Source organism: Bacillus sp. T33-2 (assembly GCF_002860205.1).
Taxonomy (GTDB): domain Bacteria; phylum Bacillota; class Bacilli; order Bacillales; family Cytobacillaceae; genus T33-2.
In genome coordinates, this window is sequence record NZ_PGVB01000009.1 from 33,079 (window position 1) to 52,099 (window position 19,021).

General features: G+C 44.0%; 18 protein-coding genes and 1 pseudogene. 10 read left to right on the top strand and 9 right to left on the bottom strand.

Annotated features, from left to right (window positions below; translation table 11 throughout):
• Positions 1 to 107 precede the first annotated feature (107 nt).
• Both CVD19_RS06840 and CVD19_RS06845 read right to left on the bottom strand, forming a co-directional pair.
• Entirely contained in the window at positions 108 to 1,106 is a 999-nt protein-coding gene (locus CVD19_RS06840; protein WP_101581110.1) for an inorganic phosphate transporter, read from the bottom strand.
• A gap of 12 nt (positions 1,107 to 1,118) precedes the next feature.
• The gene (locus CVD19_RS06845; protein ID WP_101581111.1) at positions 1,119 to 1,736 is read right to left on the bottom strand and encodes a DUF47 domain-containing protein; all 618 of its coding nucleotides are present in this window, start codon (positions 1,734 to 1,736) and stop codon (positions 1,119 to 1,121) included.
• 253 nt (positions 1,737 to 1,989) lie between these two features.
• Between CVD19_RS06845 and CVD19_RS06850 the strand changes: the two are divergent.
• Positions 1,990 to 2,812, top strand: a pseudogene (locus tag CVD19_RS06850) (aldo/keto reductase).
• A 191-nt stretch (positions 2,813 to 3,003) separates the two neighbouring features.
• Here the strand turns inward: CVD19_RS06850 and CVD19_RS24210 are convergent.
• Complete coding sequence (locus CVD19_RS24210) at positions 3,004 to 3,210, bottom strand: hypothetical protein (protein ID WP_142383510.1); 207 nt, start codon at positions 3,208 to 3,210, stop codon at positions 3,004 to 3,006.
• A 52-nt stretch (positions 3,211 to 3,262) separates the two neighbouring features.
• On the opposite strand from CVD19_RS24210, the gene CVD19_RS06855 reads away from it, so the two are divergent.
• Entirely contained in the window at positions 3,263 to 3,523 is a 261-nt protein-coding gene (locus CVD19_RS06855) for a GlsB/YeaQ/YmgE family stress response membrane protein (protein WP_101581112.1), read from the top strand.
• A 34-nt stretch (positions 3,524 to 3,557) separates the two neighbouring features.
• Here the strand turns inward: CVD19_RS06855 and CVD19_RS06860 are convergent, their stop codons facing one another.
• Complete coding sequence (locus tag CVD19_RS06860; RefSeq protein ID WP_374702871.1) at positions 3,558 to 4,475, bottom strand: RluA family pseudouridine synthase; 918 nt, start codon at positions 4,473 to 4,475, stop codon at positions 3,558 to 3,560.
• A gap of 168 nt (positions 4,476 to 4,643) precedes the next feature.
• Here CVD19_RS06860 and CVD19_RS06865 point away from each other — a divergent pair, with 168 nt between their 5' ends.
• Positions 4,644 to 5,042: a YhcU family protein gene (locus tag CVD19_RS06865; protein WP_101581114.1), complete on the top strand. Its 399-nt coding sequence runs from the start codon at positions 4,644 to 4,646 to the stop codon at positions 5,040 to 5,042.
• Positions 5,043 to 5,077: 35 nt separating this feature from the next.
• On the opposite strand, the gene CVD19_RS06870 is transcribed toward CVD19_RS06865, so the two are convergent.
• Entirely contained in the window at positions 5,078 to 5,545 is a 468-nt protein-coding gene (locus tag CVD19_RS06870) for a thioredoxin family protein (protein WP_101581115.1), read from the bottom strand.
• A gap of 1 nt (position 5,546) precedes the next feature.
• Positions 5,547 to 5,984 carry a disulfide oxidoreductase gene (locus CVD19_RS06875; RefSeq protein ID WP_101581116.1) on the bottom strand — a complete coding sequence of 146 codons (438 nt, stop codon included), beginning with the start codon at positions 5,982 to 5,984 and terminating at the stop codon, positions 5,547 to 5,549.
• Positions 5,985 to 6,347: 363 nt separating this feature from the next.
• On the opposite strand from CVD19_RS06875, the gene CVD19_RS06880 reads away from it, so the two are divergent.
• From CVD19_RS06880 to CVD19_RS06895, 4 genes are all read left to right on the top strand, one after another.
• The gene (locus tag CVD19_RS06880) at positions 6,348 to 8,090 is read left to right on the top strand and encodes a phospho-sugar mutase (RefSeq protein ID WP_101581117.1); all 1,743 of its coding nucleotides are present in this window, start codon (positions 6,348 to 6,350) and stop codon (positions 8,088 to 8,090) included.
• A 165-nt stretch (positions 8,091 to 8,255) separates the two neighbouring features.
• Positions 8,256 to 9,374: a GAF domain-containing sensor histidine kinase gene (locus tag CVD19_RS06885; RefSeq protein ID WP_101581118.1), complete on the top strand. Its 1,119-nt coding sequence runs from the start codon at positions 8,256 to 8,258 to the stop codon at positions 9,372 to 9,374.
• Positions 9,375 to 9,385: 11 nt separating this feature from the next.
• Complete coding sequence (locus CVD19_RS06890; protein ID WP_101581119.1) at positions 9,386 to 10,027, top strand: response regulator; 642 nt, start codon at positions 9,386 to 9,388, stop codon at positions 10,025 to 10,027.
• 161 nt (positions 10,028 to 10,188) lie between these two features.
• Positions 10,189 to 11,424: an MFS transporter gene (locus tag CVD19_RS06895; protein ID WP_101581120.1), complete on the top strand. Its 1,236-nt coding sequence runs from the start codon at positions 10,189 to 10,191 to the stop codon at positions 11,422 to 11,424.
• A gap of 180 nt (positions 11,425 to 11,604) precedes the next feature.
• Here CVD19_RS06895 and CVD19_RS06900 read toward each other — a convergent pair whose 3' ends face one another.
• Positions 11,605 to 11,862: a YhdB family protein gene (locus tag CVD19_RS06900; RefSeq protein ID WP_101581121.1), complete on the bottom strand. Its 258-nt coding sequence runs from the start codon at positions 11,860 to 11,862 to the stop codon at positions 11,605 to 11,607.
• Between the two features lie 234 nt (positions 11,863 to 12,096).
• On the opposite strand from CVD19_RS06900, the gene CVD19_RS06905 reads away from it, so the two are divergent.
• Positions 12,097 to 12,423 (top strand): DUF3889 domain-containing protein, encoded by a 327-nt coding sequence (locus CVD19_RS06905; protein WP_101581122.1) that lies wholly within the window; start codon positions 12,097 to 12,099, stop codon positions 12,421 to 12,423.
• Between the two features lie 119 nt (positions 12,424 to 12,542).
• Complete coding sequence (locus tag CVD19_RS06910) at positions 12,543 to 13,955, top strand: SpoVR family protein (protein ID WP_101581123.1); 1,413 nt, start codon at positions 12,543 to 12,545, stop codon at positions 13,953 to 13,955.
• 211 nt (positions 13,956 to 14,166) lie between these two features.
• Here the strand turns inward: CVD19_RS06910 and CVD19_RS06915 are convergent, their stop codons facing one another.
• Positions 14,167 to 15,042, bottom strand: coding sequence for a phosphatase PAP2 family protein (locus tag CVD19_RS06915; RefSeq protein ID WP_257985053.1), 876 nt, complete (start codon positions 15,040 to 15,042; stop codon positions 14,167 to 14,169).
• Positions 15,043 to 15,253: 211 nt separating this feature from the next.
• Between CVD19_RS06915 and CVD19_RS06920 the strand changes: the two genes are divergently transcribed.
• The gene (locus CVD19_RS06920) at positions 15,254 to 16,171 is read left to right on the top strand and encodes a cation diffusion facilitator family transporter (RefSeq protein ID WP_101581125.1); all 918 of its coding nucleotides are present in this window, start codon (positions 15,254 to 15,256) and stop codon (positions 16,169 to 16,171) included.
• Between the two features lie 62 nt (positions 16,172 to 16,233).
• Here CVD19_RS06920 and CVD19_RS06925 read toward each other — a convergent pair whose 3' ends face one another.
• Positions 16,234 to 18,684: a YhgE/Pip family protein gene (locus CVD19_RS06925; protein ID WP_101581126.1), complete on the bottom strand. Its 2,451-nt coding sequence runs from the start codon at positions 18,682 to 18,684 to the stop codon at positions 16,234 to 16,236.
• Positions 18,685 to 19,021 lie beyond the last annotated feature (337 nt).

Consider the following 19,021-nt stretch of genomic DNA (forward strand, 5'->3'; position numbering starts at 1 on the left):
GCCTCCATAAAATGTATGTGAGGCAGTTTTTTATTATCTTCAAAGCGCTTTTTTGATAAAGCCCGAAATACAAAAAAAGCCGGTTTTTGCCGGCTTTTAACTAATTATTAAAAAATAGCATTTAAGATAAAATAAGCAATGCCTGCTACAGTACCAGAAATTGGAAGTGTGATCACCCATGTAATGAGCATACGCTGTGCTGTACTCCATTTAACCCCTTTTACCCGGTGAGCTGTACCAACGCCGAGAATGGATGAAGAAATAACATGGGTGGTACTGACGGGCAGATGGATATATGTAGCACCGAATATCACCATTGCTCCTGTTAAATCAGCGGCAACGCCGTTGACAGGGCGGATTTTCATGATGCCGCCACCCACAGTTTTAATAATCTTCCAGCCTCCAACAGATGTCCCCAGGCCCATTGCCAATGCACAGGAGAATTGGACCCAGAACTGAATATCAGATGAAGATTGGTAATTATTTGCAATCAAAGCCATCGTAATGATCCCCATTGCTTTCTGTGCATCGTTCGTGCCGTGTGTAAAAGCCTGCAAGGAGGCAGTCGCAATCTGGAAGATACGAAAATTCCTGTTGGTCTTTGTTAGATTACTGTTTTTGAAAATTAGCTTTATAATACTGTACACAATGTATCCTGCCACAAATGCAAGTAAAGGAGAGAAAATCAGTGCCTGGATGATTTTCAGGAACCCATGATAGTTAAGCGCATGGAAACCCGCTGCTGCAATTGCCGCACCGGCGATTGAGCCGATAATTGCATGTGACGAGCTGCTTGGTATGCCGTAATACCATGTCAACAGGTTCCAGAATATCGCTGCAATAAGGGCAGCAAGTATTACCAGTGAACCATTTTCTAATGTGAAAGGATCAACGATATCCTTCGTTATCGTTTTCGCAACCCCGGTAAAAGTCATCGCACCCACAAAATTCATTACTGCTGCCAAAATGATGGCGTGCCTTGGTTTTAAAGCTTTCGTTGAGACAGACGTTGCAATTGCATTTGCGGTATCATGAAATCCATTGATGAAATCAAACGCAAGAGCACCAATCACGATTAATATTGTTACAACAAATAATGCATCCATTGATCAGGCTCCTTAAGCGTTTTTCATGATAATGCTTTCAAGAGTATTCGCAACAGCCTGGCAGCTGTCGGCGATTTCCTCCAAGCTTTCGTAAATTTCTTTATACTTGATGATACGGATAGGATCCTTCTCTGTTGAGAACAGGTACTTGATGGATTGGCGCAAAATGCCATCACATCTTGACTCATAGTCTTTAATATTGATAGCATGGTTTCTGATTTGTGGAAGTTTTTTCGTTGTTAAAAGCTGGACGGATTGTTCAATTTCATCAACAGATTTCTTTAAGGCGTCTACAAACTGGACCATATAATCATCGGCGCTTGTAACATTATAAACTTCAAACAGGTTTGCACATTGTTCCATTCCGTCCAGGACATCATCCATTGTCATCGCGAGAGATAAAATATCTTCCCTCTCGATCGGGGTAATGAAGGCCTTATTCAGTTCGACGATAACTTCATGGATCAGGCTGTCCCCTTTTGTTTCATAATCCTTCATTTTTTCCGTGAATACCTTCAGGTCGCTGACATTATTAAGCTTATAATCTGCAAAATAAGCAGCGCTTTCTTTTAAATTCTCGGAAATATTGGTTAATAGGATTGCGAACTTATCTTTCTTCTTGAAAACCATTTGTTGACCCCCATTTATTTATCCAAGGTTTGTTAAGAGCGAAATTAATTCTAGCTGAAATTTGTCGAAATATGAAGATACTGTAATTAAAATTTACAAAAACTTAATATTAATAGGATTGAATTTTTAATAATTTGGCAAAAATTATGACTGTTATAACGAAAGCCTTCACATTCAATCATCCTATCTAATTGGATTGTTTAAAAGGTAGTGTTAAGATTTGTATATGATGTTATTTGGAGGGATACATAAGATGGGGCTAACGGACACAGTGACACTTAACAATGGCGTCAAAATGCCGCTGTTCGGCCTTGGGGTTTACAAGGTTGAAGACGGAAGGCAAGCTGAAGATACCGTGAGAACAGCTTTGGAAATAGGCTACCGGTTGATTGACACTGCGGCTTTGTACCAGAATGAAGAAGGGGTAGGCCGGGCAATTCGCCAGTCCGGCGTTCCAAGGGAAGACATCTTTGTTACTACCAAGGTGTGGAACAGTGACCAGGGATACGAATCTACGCTCCAGGCTTTTGGACAGAGCGTAAAAAAGCTCGGTGTGGATTATGTCGATCTCTACCTGGTGCATTGGCCGGTTAAAGGGAAATACACGGAGACTTGGCGCGCTTGAAAAGCTTTATCACGATGGAAGAGTAAGGACGATCGGGGTTAGCAATTTTCAAATCCACCATTTAAAACATCTTTTGGAAACCGCTGCCGAAATCCCTGCAGTGAACCAGGTAGAGCTGCACCCGCACCTGACACAGGAAGAGTTAAGAGAATACTGCGAGCATCAAAATGTCAAAGTTCAGGCATGGTCTCCGATAGCAAGGGGAAGGCTCGTGGATGAGCCAACATTGAACGAAATCGCGGCCAAATACGGAAAAACGGCAACACAGGTTACGTTAAGATGGCATTTACAAAATAATGTGCTTATCATCCCCAAGTCAGTTACACCGTCGAGGTTAAGAGAGAATGCGGATATTTTTGATTTTGAGCTGAACCAAGAAGATATGGAAAAAATAAACGCGATGAACATTAATAAACGTTATGGGTCTGACCCGGATAACTTTGATTTTTAAGTTGAGTAAAGCATCTGTCACTGTACAGATGCTTTTTTAATTTTTATCCTTTAAACTTCTGTTTTTCATAATACAGGACATTTTGGGTTACATTAAATGTAAGCCCAAAATTGTAGTACTGTCTTGCCTGCCAGTTTTACTTAAAAATGTTTTAACTATAATCAAGCGTGGTAATGTATGTGTACAAGCAGCTAAGGCAGAACAGGGGACAACAAGATTGCTCCCCGGTCTGGAAAAACAAGACTGCTTGGCGGCTGCAGGAATGCAGTTGAAAAGGAAGAAGTTGAATGGCACAGAAACAGAGCAAATACTGAAGCTGCCCGGGAAGCGTTAATATCAGTTTTGCTACAAGCAGCTGCCATTGTTAAAGGAAGAGCTTCTTCATAGAAACCCTGCATGATCAGCACTTCTAATTACACATGAAACTAGACAATAAAGGAGGAAATCACAATGTTAGAATTTCTTTGGTCATTAATTATTGGAGGAATTATCGGCTGGTTAGCCGGAATTATTGTAGGCAGAGATTTGCCAGGTGGAATTATTGGTAACATTATCGCTGGTTTCATCGGTGCATGGATTGGACAGGCAATTTTAGGTGATTGGGGTCCAGTCGTAGCAGACTTTGCCATCTTGCCAGCACTGATCGGGGCGATTGCACTTGTATTCATCGTTAGCCTTGTAATGAGAGGCATGAGAAAAACTCATGATTAATCAAAAAATCCTTCCGCCAGGAAGGATTTTTTTATTAGAAAGTGAAAGGATCAATGTCCCGAAAAATGGGTGGGTTATCAAGGAACGGTGCATGGCATACAATTTTCTCCCTGGTGAAGGGATGGGGCAATTCCAGCTTAAGCGCATGCAGTGCCTGCCTGTTAAATCTGCTGCTTCCTCCATACAGGACATCCCCTGCGAGCGGGTGGCCGATATCGCTGAAATGAACCCGGATTTGATGTGTTCGCCCTGTTTCTAAAGAGCACTGGACAAGTGTAAGATTATCACTTTTCATTGATTTGATAACCATAAATCGGGTCACGGCCTTTTGGCCGGTGCTGGAAACCCGCCTTCTGGTAGCGTGATGCCTATCCCGGCCGATCGGCTTGTCCAAGATTCCTTTTTTGTTTTTTAAAATCCCTTCGGCCAGGGCAATATACGTCCTTTTAATCATGCGATCCTCGAGCATTTTATCCAATATTGCCCCGGCGATTGCTGTTTTCGCGAATAATACCGCGCCTGTTGTATCCTGGTCAAGCCTGTGGATATGCCTGACTTTACGGTATTCCCCATTCACCTGGAGATGAAAAGCCGCCGCATTTGCAAGGGTATTTTTTTGCCCCGCAGTGTTCGGATGTACAGGCATACCGGCCGGCTTATTTAATATCAGAAGATGGTCGTCTTCAAAAAGAACGCCGATGTCATAAAACTCTGGCACCACATCAAACTCTTCTTCCTCAAACAGCTTCAGCTGCAATTTCGCGCCCGGAGTCAACCGAACGGTCCAGTCCGGCAATTTCCCGTTTATGTATATTGCCTTATCCATCCGTAGTTGATGGATCAATTTTCTTGGCGCTCCCCACACATTTCTTAACAATTCCTCCAAAGCATAATCCTTCCAACTTGAAGGAAGGACAATTTCATACCATTCACCTTTCCGGTTTGTCTGTATCATTTTTTCTCCTTCCGGTCAGTTCCTGAGCACGCAGAAACCGTTGATAACTGTCAACTTTTACCGACCCTATGGGCATAATTACCACCCTGCAAAAACTGTCTGATATGTTATTCTTAGTGTATATATTACGGCATCATTTCATGGTTTACAAAGGTGGGTTCATCAGTGAAGGTTGTTTTTGCATCGACACCTGGACAAGAAGCAAAAATCAGGGAATTGACCCGGTATTTTTATTCAGATGTTTTTCCTGTTTTTTTTAATGATCAAGACATAGCAGAATTTGAACAATTGATGGTATTACATACGACGAGGGAACACTTTGACAGCTTCAATACACTGGGCGAGGCTTTTCGGGTCATTACAAGCCTGCAAACGCTGATTTCCATTCTGGAGTCAGGAAAAATTTCAGAACAATATGAGACAGTCTTCAAAAAAAACGTTTGTACGCTGAAAAGCTACGGGATTTATTTCCCGTTCACATTTCGGCAGTTTTTACAAGCCAAAACTGCACATCATCCCTATTTAAGTGTTTATTCCAAAGCGGCAAACAGCTTGCTGTGTTAGAAAAGGACGTATCCACCCTGGATACGTCCTTTTCTTTATTTTGAATTCTCATTAAACCAGGCCTTGAACTCTTCTTCTTCGTGATAGCCGATAATCCGGTTGACTTCCTCGCCGTCTTTATACTGAACTATCGTTGGCGTTTCTTTAATATTATAATTGTTCCAGCCATCCTCAAACTCTAATAGGTTAAACTGGACTAAATCAACATCCATCTCCTTGGCCAGAGGTGCGACGACCGGGGTTGTGCGCTGACAGTGAGAGCAGGTCGGGCTGTAAAAGTATACTGTTACATCCTCATCGTCCTGCAGCTTCTGTGTTAATTCGTCAGGGGTTATGATGTTCTGGTAGTTTGGATCCTCGAGCTGGTCTACCGTTTCTGGATGAAGGGTATCTTTTCCGTATGGGTTGCCCGAAGCTTTTTCTGCATTCTGCATCCTGGTTATAGTGAAAAGTGCTGCGAATAACGCAATGATAATAGCAAGAAAGATAATTACTTTTTTCAATTTATTCGGCCTCCTTTGTCTGTTTCCACATGATCAAGCTCAAAATGAAAATAATGATGAACGCGACGAGCGCGAGGAATGGAATAGTGATAAACCCAAGCCAGTTGATATATTGCCCTGTACATGGGATCCGGCCGCAGCTGTAAGCATTGTCCGCCATGAAGGGAATCTTTTGAAGAGAATAATGGTATAAAGCTATAAGAGCTCCCAGTGCCGACATTATCATCGCATAGAATGAAATGCGGTAATCTTTCTTCACGGTTGCAATCCCGAGAATAAGTACAAGCGGATACATCAAGATTCTCTGGTACCAGCATAGTTCGCATGGTTCATATTGGCGGATTTCGGAAAAATACAAGCTTCCGAACATGGCAATGACCGAAATTGCCCATGCTCCAAATAAGTACGATTCTCGCGAATCTTTTTTAGGCTGCTTCATAATCGATCTCTCTCCCGTATAAGGTTACCTGATTTAACAATATGATTTATTAACTGTAACATGAACCTGGGAATTTATCCGCTTATAAGCTTTCCAGATTTGTCTCTTTTTCGTTTCACGTTTATGCTTATTTTAATCTTAAGGATAAACGTGAAATAGTTCAATTAACATGTTAATAGCTTTTGATAAGAAACAAGTTGTTTTGAAAGTGCTTACTTAAAAATGCTAGCGAACGGGAAATAGAACATATTTTTACAGCAAAAGATAAGCTAAAACATTACTACAAGAATTGACATTTTTTTTAAGTGAACTTGTACTATAATGGATGTTATAGAATTATTTTGTTTACAGGGAGGACATGTCATGGATTGGAAAACAAAAGCCGACAGGTGGCTGAACTTTGCTTGCCTGGACGCTGAGCTGAAAAATGAATTAAATGAAGTTAAATCAGATGAAAAGCACTTAGAGGAAGTTTTTTACAAAGATCTTGAGTTTGGAACCGGAGGAATGCGAGGGGAAATCGGTGCCGGTACAAACAGAATGAATTTATACACAGTCCGAAAAGCCTCAGCAGGCCTTGCAGCCTTTATCGATGAATACGGGGCCGAAGCGAAACGGCGGGGTGTGGTCATCGCATATGATTCCCGCCACAAATCTCCGGAATTTGCAATGGAGGCAGCAAAAACGCTGGCATCCAGGGGAATTCAGACTTATGTATTCCAGGAATTGCGCCCAACTCCGGAATTGTCATTCACTGTCCGCCATCTGCATGCTTTTGCAGGCATTGTCATTACAGCCAGCCATAATCCGCCCGAATACAACGGCTATAAAGTTTATGGAACTGATGGAGGCCAGCTTCCGCCTGAAGCCGCAGACCTTGTCATTTCAAAGGTGAATGAAATTGAAAATGAACTGGCGATCGAAGTGCTCCCGGAACAGGAATTAAAAGACAAAGGCTTAATTACAATGATCGGTCCAGAGGCTGACCGTGCCTATCTGGAAAAATTGCTGACGATTTCCGAAAACCCTGGACTTGCTGATGAAACGGATGTTAAGGTTGTGTTCACTCCGTTGCACGGAACAGCTAACATTCCGGTCCGAAGTGCATTGTCAGCCCTCAAATACCAACAGGTCACGGTAGTTGCGGAGCAAGAGCTTCCTGATCCCGAGTTTTCGACGGTGAAAAGCCCGAACCCGGAAGAACATGCAGCGTTTGAGCTGGCCATCAGGGATGCCCGGAAGGTCGACGCAGACATACTTATTGCCACCGACCCGGATGCCGACCGGCTTGGTATCGCTGTCAAGAATGAACAGGGTCAATATGTGGTATTGACAGGCAACCAGACAGGAAGCCTCCTCCTTCACTATATTTTGACGCAGAAAAAGGAGAAAAACACGCTTCCGGGCAATGGTGTCGTCCTTAAGACGATTGTTACGTCTGAGCTGGGAAGAAATATCGCTGCCTCCTTTGGCATTGACACGGTTGATGTTTTGACAGGATTTAAGTTCATCGCGGAAAAAATAAAGGAATACGAAGAATCAGGTGAATATAAGTTTTTATTTGGTTATGAAGAAAGCTACGGTTACCTGATCGGTGATTTTGCTCGTGACAAGGATGCAGTGCAGGCAGCGCTTCTGGCGGTTGAAGTATGTGCGTTTTACAAGAAGAAAGGCCTATCTTTATATGAAGCACTGCTCAGTATTTTTGAAGAATACGGTTATTACCAGGAAGGTCTCCGTTCTCTTACACTTAAAGGCAAGGAAGGGGCTGAACTGATCCAGAAAACCCTCGGGGCATTCCGTTCAGAACCAGTTGACAGACTGGGTAACTTAAGGGTTTCAATGATTGAGGATTACTTGACTGGAATTAGAGTGCGGGAAGGCATCGAGGAGAGGATTTACCTTCCGAAGTCCAATGTGCTCAAATATTATCTCGAAGACGGTTCATGGATGTGCCTCCGCCCATCAGGCACAGAGCCAAAAATCAAGTTCTACTTTGGGGTCAATGACCAGAGCCTTGCCGCTGCACAGCAAAAGCTTCAGAAACTCGAAAATGACTTTATGGAACTCGTTGACCTGAAAATGGATCAGGCAAAGACACTGTAGGTCATTGCTGAATACAAATCCGGAGAGTGCGTTGCTCTCCGGATTTTTTTATAAAATGGCAAGCTCCTTCTTTAGTCGTAGAACTTTTTCCGCCTTTTTTAGTGCGCCGATACTCAAGAAAAACGATATAATTAAGGCTGAAAAGCTAAACGAGGAGAGGATACAATGCTTGAAGGGACAAGGGAAAAAGCCATCAGCATTTTAAAAGAAATTGCCGAGCTCTTAAATGAAGGGACAGAAATCAAGGAGGTGCTGTCTGAAGTATTGACGAAATTGCTTGATGTAACCGGCCTTGAAACCGGCTGGATCTTTCTGATAGAAAACGATGGCAAATACGAGCTTGCAGCAAGCAAATCGCTTCCTCCCGCTTTGGCATATGAAAACAGCCGGCCAATGTGCAAAGGCGACTGCTGGTGCGTTGAGCGCTATAATAACGGGAAATTGACGAAGGCGACAAATATCATTGAATGCAAACGGATAGAAGATGCGATAGACGCCAATTTAGGGGATAATTTGGGGCTCACGCACCATGCGACCGTCCCTCTCCGGGCGGGAAACGAAAGATTCGGACTGCTGAACGTTGGTTCCCCGTATAAAACCCGGTTCCAGCCAGATGAACTTGCTTTGCTGGAGTCAGTGGCGTTCCAAATCGGTACAGCGCTGAAAAGGATCAAACTGACACAGACCGAGCAAGAAACTGCTCTCGCTGCGGAAAGGAACCGCCTCGCAAGGGATCTTCATGATTCTGTAAACCAGCTGTTGTTTTCATTGAGCCTGACTGCAAGAGCAGGGGTGGAAATGTCGGAAGCTGATGAAGTGAAGCAAACATTCACCTATATCCAGGATCTGGCCCAGGAAGCGTTGGGCGAAATGCGCGCATTAATTTGGCAGCTTCGGCCCCACGGCCTTGAGAATGGAATTGTATGTGCCTTAAGTGATTATGCCCGTATGCTCGGCCTGGCGATACATACAAAAATAACAGGGGTCGCCTGTTTTCCCGGAAAAGTAGAGGAAGCTTTATGGAGGATCGGACAGGAGGCGCTTGCCAATTGTAAAAAGCACTCGCAGAAAAGTGAGGTCAGCCTTGATTTAAATATTGACAGTGATTGTGTGTCGATGGTCATTTCTGACGGCGGGTGCGGTTTTTTCTACGATGACAGCCGCGAGATTCCGTCTCTCGGCTTAAGGAGCATGAAAACGCGGACTGAAAGCTTGAATGGCAAGTTTCGGCTCTGCAGCCACCCTGGCCAGGGAACGACGATACATATAGAAATACCAATCTAGGAGGGAAAATAATGGGGATTCGGGTGTTAATTGCAGACGATCATCATGTAGTAAGGCGGGGGCTTGTATTTTTTCTCCGTACCCAAAAGGATATAGAAATTATCGGGGAAGCCGCCCATGGGAGGGAAGCAGTGGATTTGGCAGAAAAGCTGCAACCAGATATGATACTGATGGATCTTATTATGCCTGAGATGGATGGGATCGAAGCAACGAGGGAAATCAAAAGGAAATTCCCTTCGATAAAAATCATGGTCCTGACAAGCTTTTCAGACCAGGACCATGTAATCCCGGCCCTTGAAGCAGGGGCATCAGGATACCAGCTGAAGGATATTGAACCTGATGAGCTTGTCAGATCCATAAAAAGCATGATGGCTGGCGCGAACCAGCTTCATCCGAAAGCAACCTCCCTGTTGCTGGCGAACCTTGCCAACAAGAACAGCCACGAAAAATATATTATGGAAGACCTGACAAAGAGGGAACTCGAGGTTTTGAAAGAGATTGCCAAAGGAAAAAGCAACAAAGAAATTGCTGCTTCCCTATTTATTACCGAAAAAACTGTAAAGACACATGTCTCCAACCTCCTGGCCAAGCTCGGCCTGGCCGACCGGACACAGGCCGCCCTGTATGCGGTGAAGAACCGGCTGGCAGATTAGGATCTGCGACTTAAGGAGTAGAGATATCGGAATTTTTTAAGTCCATGTATGTATGAGAACTTCATTCAATGCAATGAAGTAAAAAGCGCAAACTCCCGTTAAGATAAATATAGAGATAAAATCTGTTTCCTTTTCCATGGGAACCAAGGGAGTGTTAATACATGAGCGGATTGTACCAGGACCGGCGTTTTTATTTTATCCTCGCCGCCAATATATTTTCCTCAATAGGGACCGGAATTACGATGATCGGTGTTCCGTGGCTGCTTGTCAATGAACCCGGAGGCGGAACGTTGTTCGGTTATATAACGATCATCATGACGGCCATTAGTTTTTTGATCACGCCTTCAGTCGGCCAATTTATTGACCGGACTTCCAGGAAGACCATTTTGGCCGCCGGTGAATTCGCCGGGTTTATTTTAGTATCCCTGTTCGCGGCTGCCGGACTGGCAGGGATGGATTATCAGGTTTGGCACTTCATCGTTTTATATGGAACAGGCACTTTATATTACACCCTTTTTTACCCCGCGATTTTTGCGTTCAACCAGGAAGTGTTTTTGCCGGCGGTATACAAACCGTTGAACGGGGCTATGGAAATCCAGGGCCAACTGTCAAGCGTTCTGGCGGGCGCGCTTGCGGCAATGATGATTGTAAAAGTTGACCTGGAATGGCTGCTTATTATCGATGCCCTGACATATCTGGCTGCATTGTTGCTGTTTTTAGCCGTTCCTTATTCCGGAAGTGCAAAACAGGACAATGCCTCTGTATCATACTGGTTTCGGCTTACACAGGGATACCGGTACATGAGTGACAAGCCTTGGCTGTTTCTATTCCTGCTTGCTTCCTTTATGCCATTTATTGGCGTAATGGTCACCAACTATCTTTTCCCGGTGCATTTGGGTAACGTTTTAAAAGTGGAGGCATCCGTCTACGGCTTACAGAGCATGGTGTACGGAGCAGGAGCTGTTTTAGCTGGTTTTCTTGTTCCTGTGTTGTCCTCGAAGAGGGGCAATGAACAAATAATCACCCTGAATGTGCTGGTGTACACCTTTGCCATTTCCGTTATCGCTTTTGTCCAGAGCATCCCTGTTTACTTCATGCTTACGGTATTGCTGGCGTTTGGAAATGCGGGTACACGGGTAGCCCGGAATTCCTTCTTGATGGATTCAGTACCGAACCACATTATTGGTAGAGTCGACAGCCTGTTCAGGGCGGTCGGGCTCGCCATCAGGATTCTGCTTTTGTCTATATTCACCCAATTTGCTGCAGGACAAAATATTTCACTTAGTTTTTACTTGTTAAGCGGTGTTATTATTTTATCCTTCTTTGCGGTGCTTTGTTCGGGGAAAGTACTGACCAAAAAAGGTAAGCCAGCTTTTTTCGCATCTGTTGAGGGATAGTAGCACGAAAAATTCATTTAAATTCACGGATAAATCATAAAAAACACGGCACCTTAAATAGGGAGCCGTGTTTTCAATTGGTGGAATTCTTATTGTAACAATTATACGTTGTTCAAATTCTTGTCCTTCGAAAGGAACTATAGGTTGTTTTCTAGAAAAATATCCCTTGTTGGCATTTATTTATGTTAAGCCCGGTGCGACTGGCTCGATGTAGCCATCATCACCGGACGTTTCATTTGCATGGTCAATGTAACGAAGCAGGGAGTACAGTCGTTTTTCAATGGCTGAATAGTCTCGTTCAAAGTTGTATGCATGGAGAAAATGTTCTATTTTTTTAGCCAGAAATTGATCGTCTGTCCTGACCATCAGGATCAGTAAATTGTCCCATTGTGACCGATGGGTATAGTACAGGGCCCGGTCGTAGTCGGTTTTGTTCATGTCTCTCCTCCTTTTAAGGAGTTGATTTTATTATATGGACTTTATCGGTTGATGTTACTCAGCAAATGTTGGTCTTGCCTTGGAACATGGCTTTTCAAGTTTTACCTGTATAAATCGCAATGATCATTGGTTTTGTGCCAGCCAGTGAAATTGATTTCCCCTTGTACTATACAATGCATAACTGGTAAAAAAATGACGGAAACTAAATGAAAAATATATATGGAGGTCATCATCGTGAAAAAATATATGATTGCTTTTATCATGCTTTCATGCCTGTTTCTTCAGTTTGGCTCTGGAGCTGATGCCGCAAATACCGAGAGGCAGGATTATGAAAAATACGGACGGATTGCGATGGCTGTAATCAAAGAGGATTATCCAGGCCAGCCGGTCAGGGATTACCAATACCTGGGCAGGAGACAGGCAGACCAAAACAATGTGACTGATTCGTTCAAATTCCAACTGACTCAAAATGGACAGCCACGTACCGCCACTGTACACGTTACGCACAACCTTCAAAATAACAGGCTTGTGAGTCTGTCAGTTACCGAGCAAAGTCAGTAACCTGAAAATTATAAGCTTGTGAATCTGTCGGGGCAAAGTCAATAATCTGAAAATAACCTGTTCATCTTTCCCTTGTTTTTTTCATACATTGTGGTAAGAACAAGAAGGGAGAGAGACGGGTGACCGAAAACCAACAGGCATTGGAATATGCCATTTCCGAAATAACTGAAATTGCCCGAGGATTCGGGCTTGACTTTTATCCGATGCGTTATGAAATTTGCCCGGCTGATATCATTTATACTTTTGGTGCTTACGGGATGCCGACCCGGTTTTCACACTGGAGCTTTGGAAAACAGTTTTACAAAATGAAGCTGCATTATGATCTCGGCCTTTCGAAAATTTATGAGCTTGTCATCAATTCGAACCCATGCTATGCATTTTTGCTTGACTCTAACTCGCTGATTCAGAACAAGCTGATCGTGGCTCATGTGCTCGCACATTGTGATTTCTTTAAAAACAATGCCCGGTTCCGCAATACAAAGAGGGATATGGTGGAAAGCATGTCTGCGACTGCTGAGAGGATCCGCGGCTATGAGGTCGCGCACGGCAAGCATGAAGTGGAAACATTTCTTGATGCGGTGCTTGCGATTGATGAGCATATTGATCCGTCTTTGATGAGGCCGAAGCTTTCCTGGTCTGTTGATGAAGCCGACTATGAAGATGAGGACAGCCGGTTGACCTCTCCATATGATGACTTATGGAACCTGGATTTAACAGAGAAGAAGGCCGAGCAAAAAAAGAAAAAGAAAAAGAAGTTCCCACCACAGCCTGAAAAGGACCTGCTTCTGTTTATTGAAAGCTACAGCAGGGAACTGTCTGACTGGCAGCGTGATATTTTGACGATGATGCGTGAAGAAATGCTTTATTTTTGGCCCCAGCTTGAAACTAAAATTATGAACGAGGGCTGGGCGTCCTACTGGCATCAGCGGATCCTGCGTGAAATGGACCTTACTTCCGGCGAATCGATCGAATTTGCGAAGTTGAATGCAGGGGTGGTCCAGCCGTCCAAGACTGGCATCAATCCATATTATCTGGGACTGAAAATGTTTGAAGATATTGAAGAACGTTATAATAATCCAACTGAGGAAATGAAGGAACGTGGCGCGAAGCCGGACTCCGGGCGGGACAAAATTTTTGAGGTCCGCGAAATCGAATCTGACATTTCTTTTTTGCGTAATTATTTAACAAAAGACCTGGTCATGCGCGAGGATATGTATTTGTTCCAAAAGCAGGGCAGGGAGTATAAAATAGTCGACAAAGCATGGGAGCAGGTCAGGGATCAGCTTGTCAGCATGCGTGTAAATGGCGGGTTCCCTTACCTCACCGTCAGCGATGGCGACTACATGAAAAATGGCGAGCTTTATATTAAGCACTGGTATGAAGGAATTGAGCTGGATATTAAATACCTTGAGAAAGTGCTGCCGTATATCCACCAGCTTTGGGGAAGGAAAGCCCATATTGAAACAGTCGTCGAAGGAAGAAATATGCTATTTACGTACGACGGCAAAGGAGTCAGCCGGAAGTATTTATAAATTGAAACTTCAATCAGTGGGGGTTTTGTTCATTCCCCACTGATCGTTAGTTGAACCAATCGGGCTTTTTTTACCCCCACCTAGAATTCTCGATTTCCTCTATTACTAGAGGCGGGTGTGTTACTGCCCGTTAATGCGGGATAAGTGTTTTTTGAAGGGTCAAAAAAACAGCAGAGACTAAACGTTCTCTGCTGTTTTTAACAAAAACTTCTTAGCCTGGATTGGTATCGATTGAGCCGTCATCTGTGTCGACCACGAGTGAATCACAGCTGTTATCATAATCAAATGGGAGTGCAAGCTCGTATGGCGGCGGCATTAATTCTGCGTCCCTATATTCACGATACGGGGTGTCCACAATAGAGCCGTCTGCATTACGATCCTTCTGGAGTTCTCGAACCGCGATCAAGCCAATTTGCCTGCCGAGACGTAGTCCTTGTTGATTGTCCACTGGAAAATGGATGCCTGCATATAGCCTGGACATTGCAGCCTCTTCAGCCAATGCATAAAGCCTCTGGCGCTGGGCAGGAAAGAAATAGCTTAGGATGGTTGCCGCCGCTCCTGACAATGTAGCATGTCCAGACGGGTAAGAAGGGTGTCTCGGGGTACAAATCACGGTGGCAAGATTTTGATCAAGCTGATTGGGCCGGGCAACCAGCCATTTGTACTTGAAGTGCCAAGTGACAATCATGGCATCATTCAAACCGGCAAAAAAAGCCCCCAGAATCCTGGCTGCCCTAGGAGCCGGAACTGCGTAGATGTCAATCAGCCGGTCAACTATTGGAAGCCATTGTTTTGAGGGTGGGCCGGCACCCCAGAACTTCACAATCGTAATTTCCCTTTCAGTAAGATTTCTATTTACTCGTTGGACAACTCTCAGTTGCTGGTTCCAGTTAATCGTATTCGGATGACGGATTGGCCAGTTTATCGGCGTCCCGGATAATGTTTCAAAGTCCCCATCTTCGTTCTTCTTTATATAATGAGTCCTCCATGAACCTGCCGACGGTTCAACCCCGTTTCTTGGAGGCTGTTCCTCCCCAGCATAAGGAAATTCCGTCCATAGCTCATAATTGCTTTGTTGTTTATCCACATTTTCACCCCGCTTTTCTATAATGTATGTCATAAATCTAACAGTGTTATAGACAGAACCATTAAAAACGGCAAACCTAAAACTACATGTGCGTGTCCATTATCGTTATATCTCCACTGGCCGTTGCGGATTTTAAGTGAAAAGGTTGAACGATTGACCGTTTTTCAGCATAATAAAATATACGCTGCTTTATAGAGAGAGGGGAAAGACAATGGGCCATGGGCATCACCACGGGCACAGCCACAGCCATCATCATACAAGCAATAAAAAAGCTTTGTTTTTATCGTTTTTGCTTATCTTTACATTTATGCTGGTGGAAGTCATCGGCGGGATCATGACCAACAGCCTTGCCCTTATATCTGACGCCGGGCATATGCTAAGTGACGCTGCTGCACTCGGATTGAGTTTGTTTGCCTTGAAACTCGGGGAACGGAAAGCAACAAAGTCGAAAACTTTTGGTTATAAACGTTTTGAGATCATTGCAGCAGCACTGAATGGATTAACATTGATCATTATTTCTGTATATATTTTTTATGAAGCATACCACCGCTTTTTGAACCCTCCCGAGGTTCAGAGCATTGGGATGCTTGCGATTTCAACCATTGGGCTGCTGGTCAATATTGTGGCTGCCTGGATACTGATGAAGGCTGACAAGGAGGATAACCTGAATGTAAGGAGTGCTTTTTTGCATGTTTTGGGTGACATGCTTGGATCCTTTGGAGCGATTATCGCAGCACTTCTCATTTACTTTTTTGGATGGGGAATTGCCGACCCGATCGCAAGTGTGGCGGTCTGTGTTTTGATTCTGGTCAGCGGGTGGAGAGTGACAAAAGAGTCATTGCATGTCCTGATGGAAGGGGCTCCCGATGAGTTAAAACTAGACGAGATTAAACCTGCTCTTCTCCGCATTCCCCATGTTTGCGAAGTTCATGATTTGCATGTATGGTCCATTACCTCCGGCGTTCCGATGCTGAGCTGCCATATTTCAATTACGGAAGACGGCGAGCATGATGCAGCATTGCACAACGCCCAGTCAATTCTCCATGACCAGTTCGGGATTGACCATAGTACTATCCAGGTGGAGAGGGAAGAAAATGGGTGCCCGAGCCATCATGGGGTTTGTAACTAAGCTGGCGAATTAAATACATTATGGAAAAGAGCTGCCCCATTTTTACGGGGCAGCTCTTCTCATTAAACAGCCAGGTCTGTCTGCTGTGGTTCTCCTTTTGACCTCATGAAGAAAACCAGCAGCGCCAGTGTAGCGAAAATAATCAGGTAACCAAGCAGGATGGCTAAATTTGTCAAGCCTGTGCCGAAATCGCCTAATGTCATAAGTGACTTGAAGCCTGCGATAGAATAAGTAAATGGCAGGAAGTCGCTTAGTGTTCGCAGGTATTCTGGCAGCATATCAATCGGCAGGTTTGCTCCGGTTGTAGAAAGCTGCAGTACTACAAATGCGAGTGCCAATAGGCGCCCGATGTTTCCGAGGGAAGCGAAGAACAATACAATCCCCGAAAACACTATGCTGGCAACGACCGCAAAGAATACAAATCCAAATAGATTTTGGACATCGACATTTAAGAACAGTAAGACAACGGTGGAAAGCAATAGTGCCTGGCCGACTGCCAATGCAGCGAGATTCAGGAACTTGGCCCCAAACCAGCTGATGGCTGAAACGTCTTCCGGCCGTCTGAAGTTAATGAATAAGGACATGATCAAAATTCCGACGAACAAAGCTAGTGTTATGACGTAAGGAGCAGTTGAATCCCTGTAGTGCTCATATCCATGCACCTTATCGCTGATCAGCTCAACAGGGGACGCAAACATGCCAATATTATCATCCTCCGCTTTTATGCTGCTCGTTTGCTCAGCCCCGTCTTTAAGTCCTGAAGCGAGTTCGCTGCTTCCGTCATTCAGTTTGCCAGCGCCGTCATTCAGTTTTGTGACACCCTCAGTCAGGTCACCCCAGCCTTTTTCAACACTGTCGGTACCATCACTGACCTGGACTGTGCCCGAGTGGATCTGTGAAGCACCACTTGTTAGCTGGCGCCAGCCACTGTCGACTGTGGCGTTCCCGGTTGCGATTTGTCCTGCACCGGAATCAAGTTTTGTTACTCCAGCGGTCATTGTGGTCCAGCCGGTTTCTACGGTTTTGGTACCTCCAGCAATTTGAGTGGTACCTGCATGTAATGTACCCACATTTGTTATTAGTTCATCCCATTTTGAATTAAGTTCTGACGTACCTTCAGCGAGTGCCGGTGCTTTTGCAGCAAGTTCTTTAACTCCATTGTTAATTTCCGTTTGTCCAGCAATCAAACCATTTAGTGCGTCAATAGGAGTTACAATTTTACCAGATTCACCACCGGGTTCAAATGTTTTTGGTAGAGCAGCAGCACCTGCTTTGAGAGTAGCGAGACTGTCTTTGTTTGTTTGAAGGTTTAATTCGTCTGAAATCTGTTGAAGCGTTCCAATTGCAGTTAAATAAACCTGTTTATTCTCTTCTGTAGGCTCGGTTACATATTTTTGAATAGCAGGTAGATAACCTTGAAGCGCAGCCGAAACTCCTGAAAGATTATCCACAGCAAGTGTTACACCTCTAGCTAAATCTTCAGTCTTAGGTTTAAGTTCGTGTACAAGTCCATTCTTCGTATCTTGTAAACCTTTTAGAACCTGTTGAGTTCCATCATACAACAGTGGAGCTTTTTGGGATAAATCTTTTCCACCTTGAGCCAATAACTGAATTTTTGGTTGTCCTTCTTTTAATTTTTGCAGCAGTAATCCTGTTCCAGCATTTGCAGCAGCAGAACCGTCAGCAAGTCTTTTTATATCCCCAGACTTTTCATTTAAAGATGATAGCAACTGTCCGGTACCAGCTTTCAATTCATTGGAACCGTTTGCGAGTTTGGTTATATCACTTTGTTTAGAAGATAATGAACCTAATAATTGACCAGTGCCGTTCTCAAGCTCATTTGCACCATCCGCCAGTTTGGATATATCTCCGGATTTTTCTGTAAGCGATTGCAAAAGTTGGGTCGTTCCATCTTGCAGCTGGCCAGCACCATCGTTCAGCTGTTGTGACCCATCAGCTGCTTTTTGGAATCCATCTGAAACATCGCTGAGGCTGTTGAACACATTGGTTGTATAGTTTTCGGTAATCTTGTTTGCAAGCTTCTCCCTGATTTTTTCAGTCGCACTTCTTGTGACCTGGGCTGCCATGAAGTTCAAGCCTTCGTTCTGGATGTAATTTAACTCAGGGACTTTTGGATCGGAGTCAAGAACGGAGGCAACTCTTTGAGAGAAATCCTCCGGAATTTCTATAACCATATAATACTTAAAGCTATCAAGTCCCTTTTGTGCTTCCTGGGAATCTACGAATTTCCAGCCGAGATCCGTACTTTTTTCCAGATCAGCGACCAAATCCTTGCCTACATTGATTGGCTCATCCCCGGATGTAGCACCCTGATCATTATTGACAACCGCTACAGGCAAGTTTGACAGGTTGTCATATGGGCCCCATTTTGGAGACAGAAGAATGCCGCCATAAACAACTGGTACCATCAGGGCAGCGATAACCGAAACCAGGACCCCTTTTTTCGCTGCCAGCTTGGCCATTTCAGCTAAAAACAAGCTAAATACGTTCATCCATTTACCCCCGTATTTCTAAAGAATCATATATATAAAGGTGATTTGGAGGTTTTATAGGTCCAAATCACTCGTTTAACAATATATAATTCTAAAAATAGTAAAAAAATCCTGCTTATTTTTACAGAAAATAAAGAATATTTTAATAATATTTCAGTATAGGAAACTTGCATACAAATGAAGATAAATTCCCAAGTGAGGAAGAATATTGTCCCTCCTGTTTGTTATAAAAGACAAAATCACCCGGCGTGATCTGAAAACTGTCCATCATAATGTCTATGAAAGACAAAGTCACCCGGCCTGAGCCCAAAACTGTCCATCATAATGTCTATGAAAG

Excerpts from the sequence above, each read along its gene's own strand:
- CVD19_RS06840 (WP_101581110.1), bottom strand. The coding sequence starts at position 1,106 with ATGGATGCATTATTTGTTGTAACAATATTAATCGTGATTGGTGCTCTT.
- CVD19_RS06845 (WP_101581111.1), bottom strand. The coding sequence starts at position 1,736 with ATGGTTTTCAAGAAGAAAGATAAGTTCGCAATCCTATTAACCAATATT.
- CVD19_RS24210 (WP_142383510.1), bottom strand. The coding sequence starts at position 3,210 with ATGCAGGGTTTCTATGAAGAAGCTCTTCCTTTAACAATGGCAGCTGCT.
- CVD19_RS06855 (WP_101581112.1), top strand. The coding sequence starts at position 3,263 with ATGTTAGAATTTCTTTGGTCATTAATTATTGGAGGAATTATCGGCTGG.
- CVD19_RS06875 (WP_101581116.1), bottom strand. The coding sequence starts at position 5,984 with ATGAAGCAGCCTAAAAAAGATTCGCGAGAATCGTACTTATTTGGAGCA.
- CVD19_RS06880 (WP_101581117.1), top strand. The coding sequence starts at position 6,348 with ATGGATTGGAAAACAAAAGCCGACAGGTGGCTGAACTTTGCTTGCCTG.
- CVD19_RS06885 (WP_101581118.1), top strand. The coding sequence starts at position 8,256 with ATGCTTGAAGGGACAAGGGAAAAAGCCATCAGCATTTTAAAAGAAATT.
- CVD19_RS06890 (WP_101581119.1), top strand. The coding sequence starts at position 9,386 with ATGGGGATTCGGGTGTTAATTGCAGACGATCATCATGTAGTAAGGCGG.
- CVD19_RS06895 (WP_101581120.1), top strand. The coding sequence starts at position 10,189 with ATGAGCGGATTGTACCAGGACCGGCGTTTTTATTTTATCCTCGCCGCC.
- CVD19_RS06900 (WP_101581121.1), bottom strand. The coding sequence starts at position 11,862 with ATGAACAAAACCGACTACGACCGGGCCCTGTACTATACCCATCGGTCA.
- CVD19_RS06920 (WP_101581125.1), top strand. The coding sequence starts at position 15,254 with ATGGGCCATGGGCATCACCACGGGCACAGCCACAGCCATCATCATACA.
- CVD19_RS06925 (WP_101581126.1), bottom strand. The coding sequence starts at position 18,684 with ATGAACGTATTTAGCTTGTTTTTAGCTGAAATGGCCAAGCTGGCAGCG.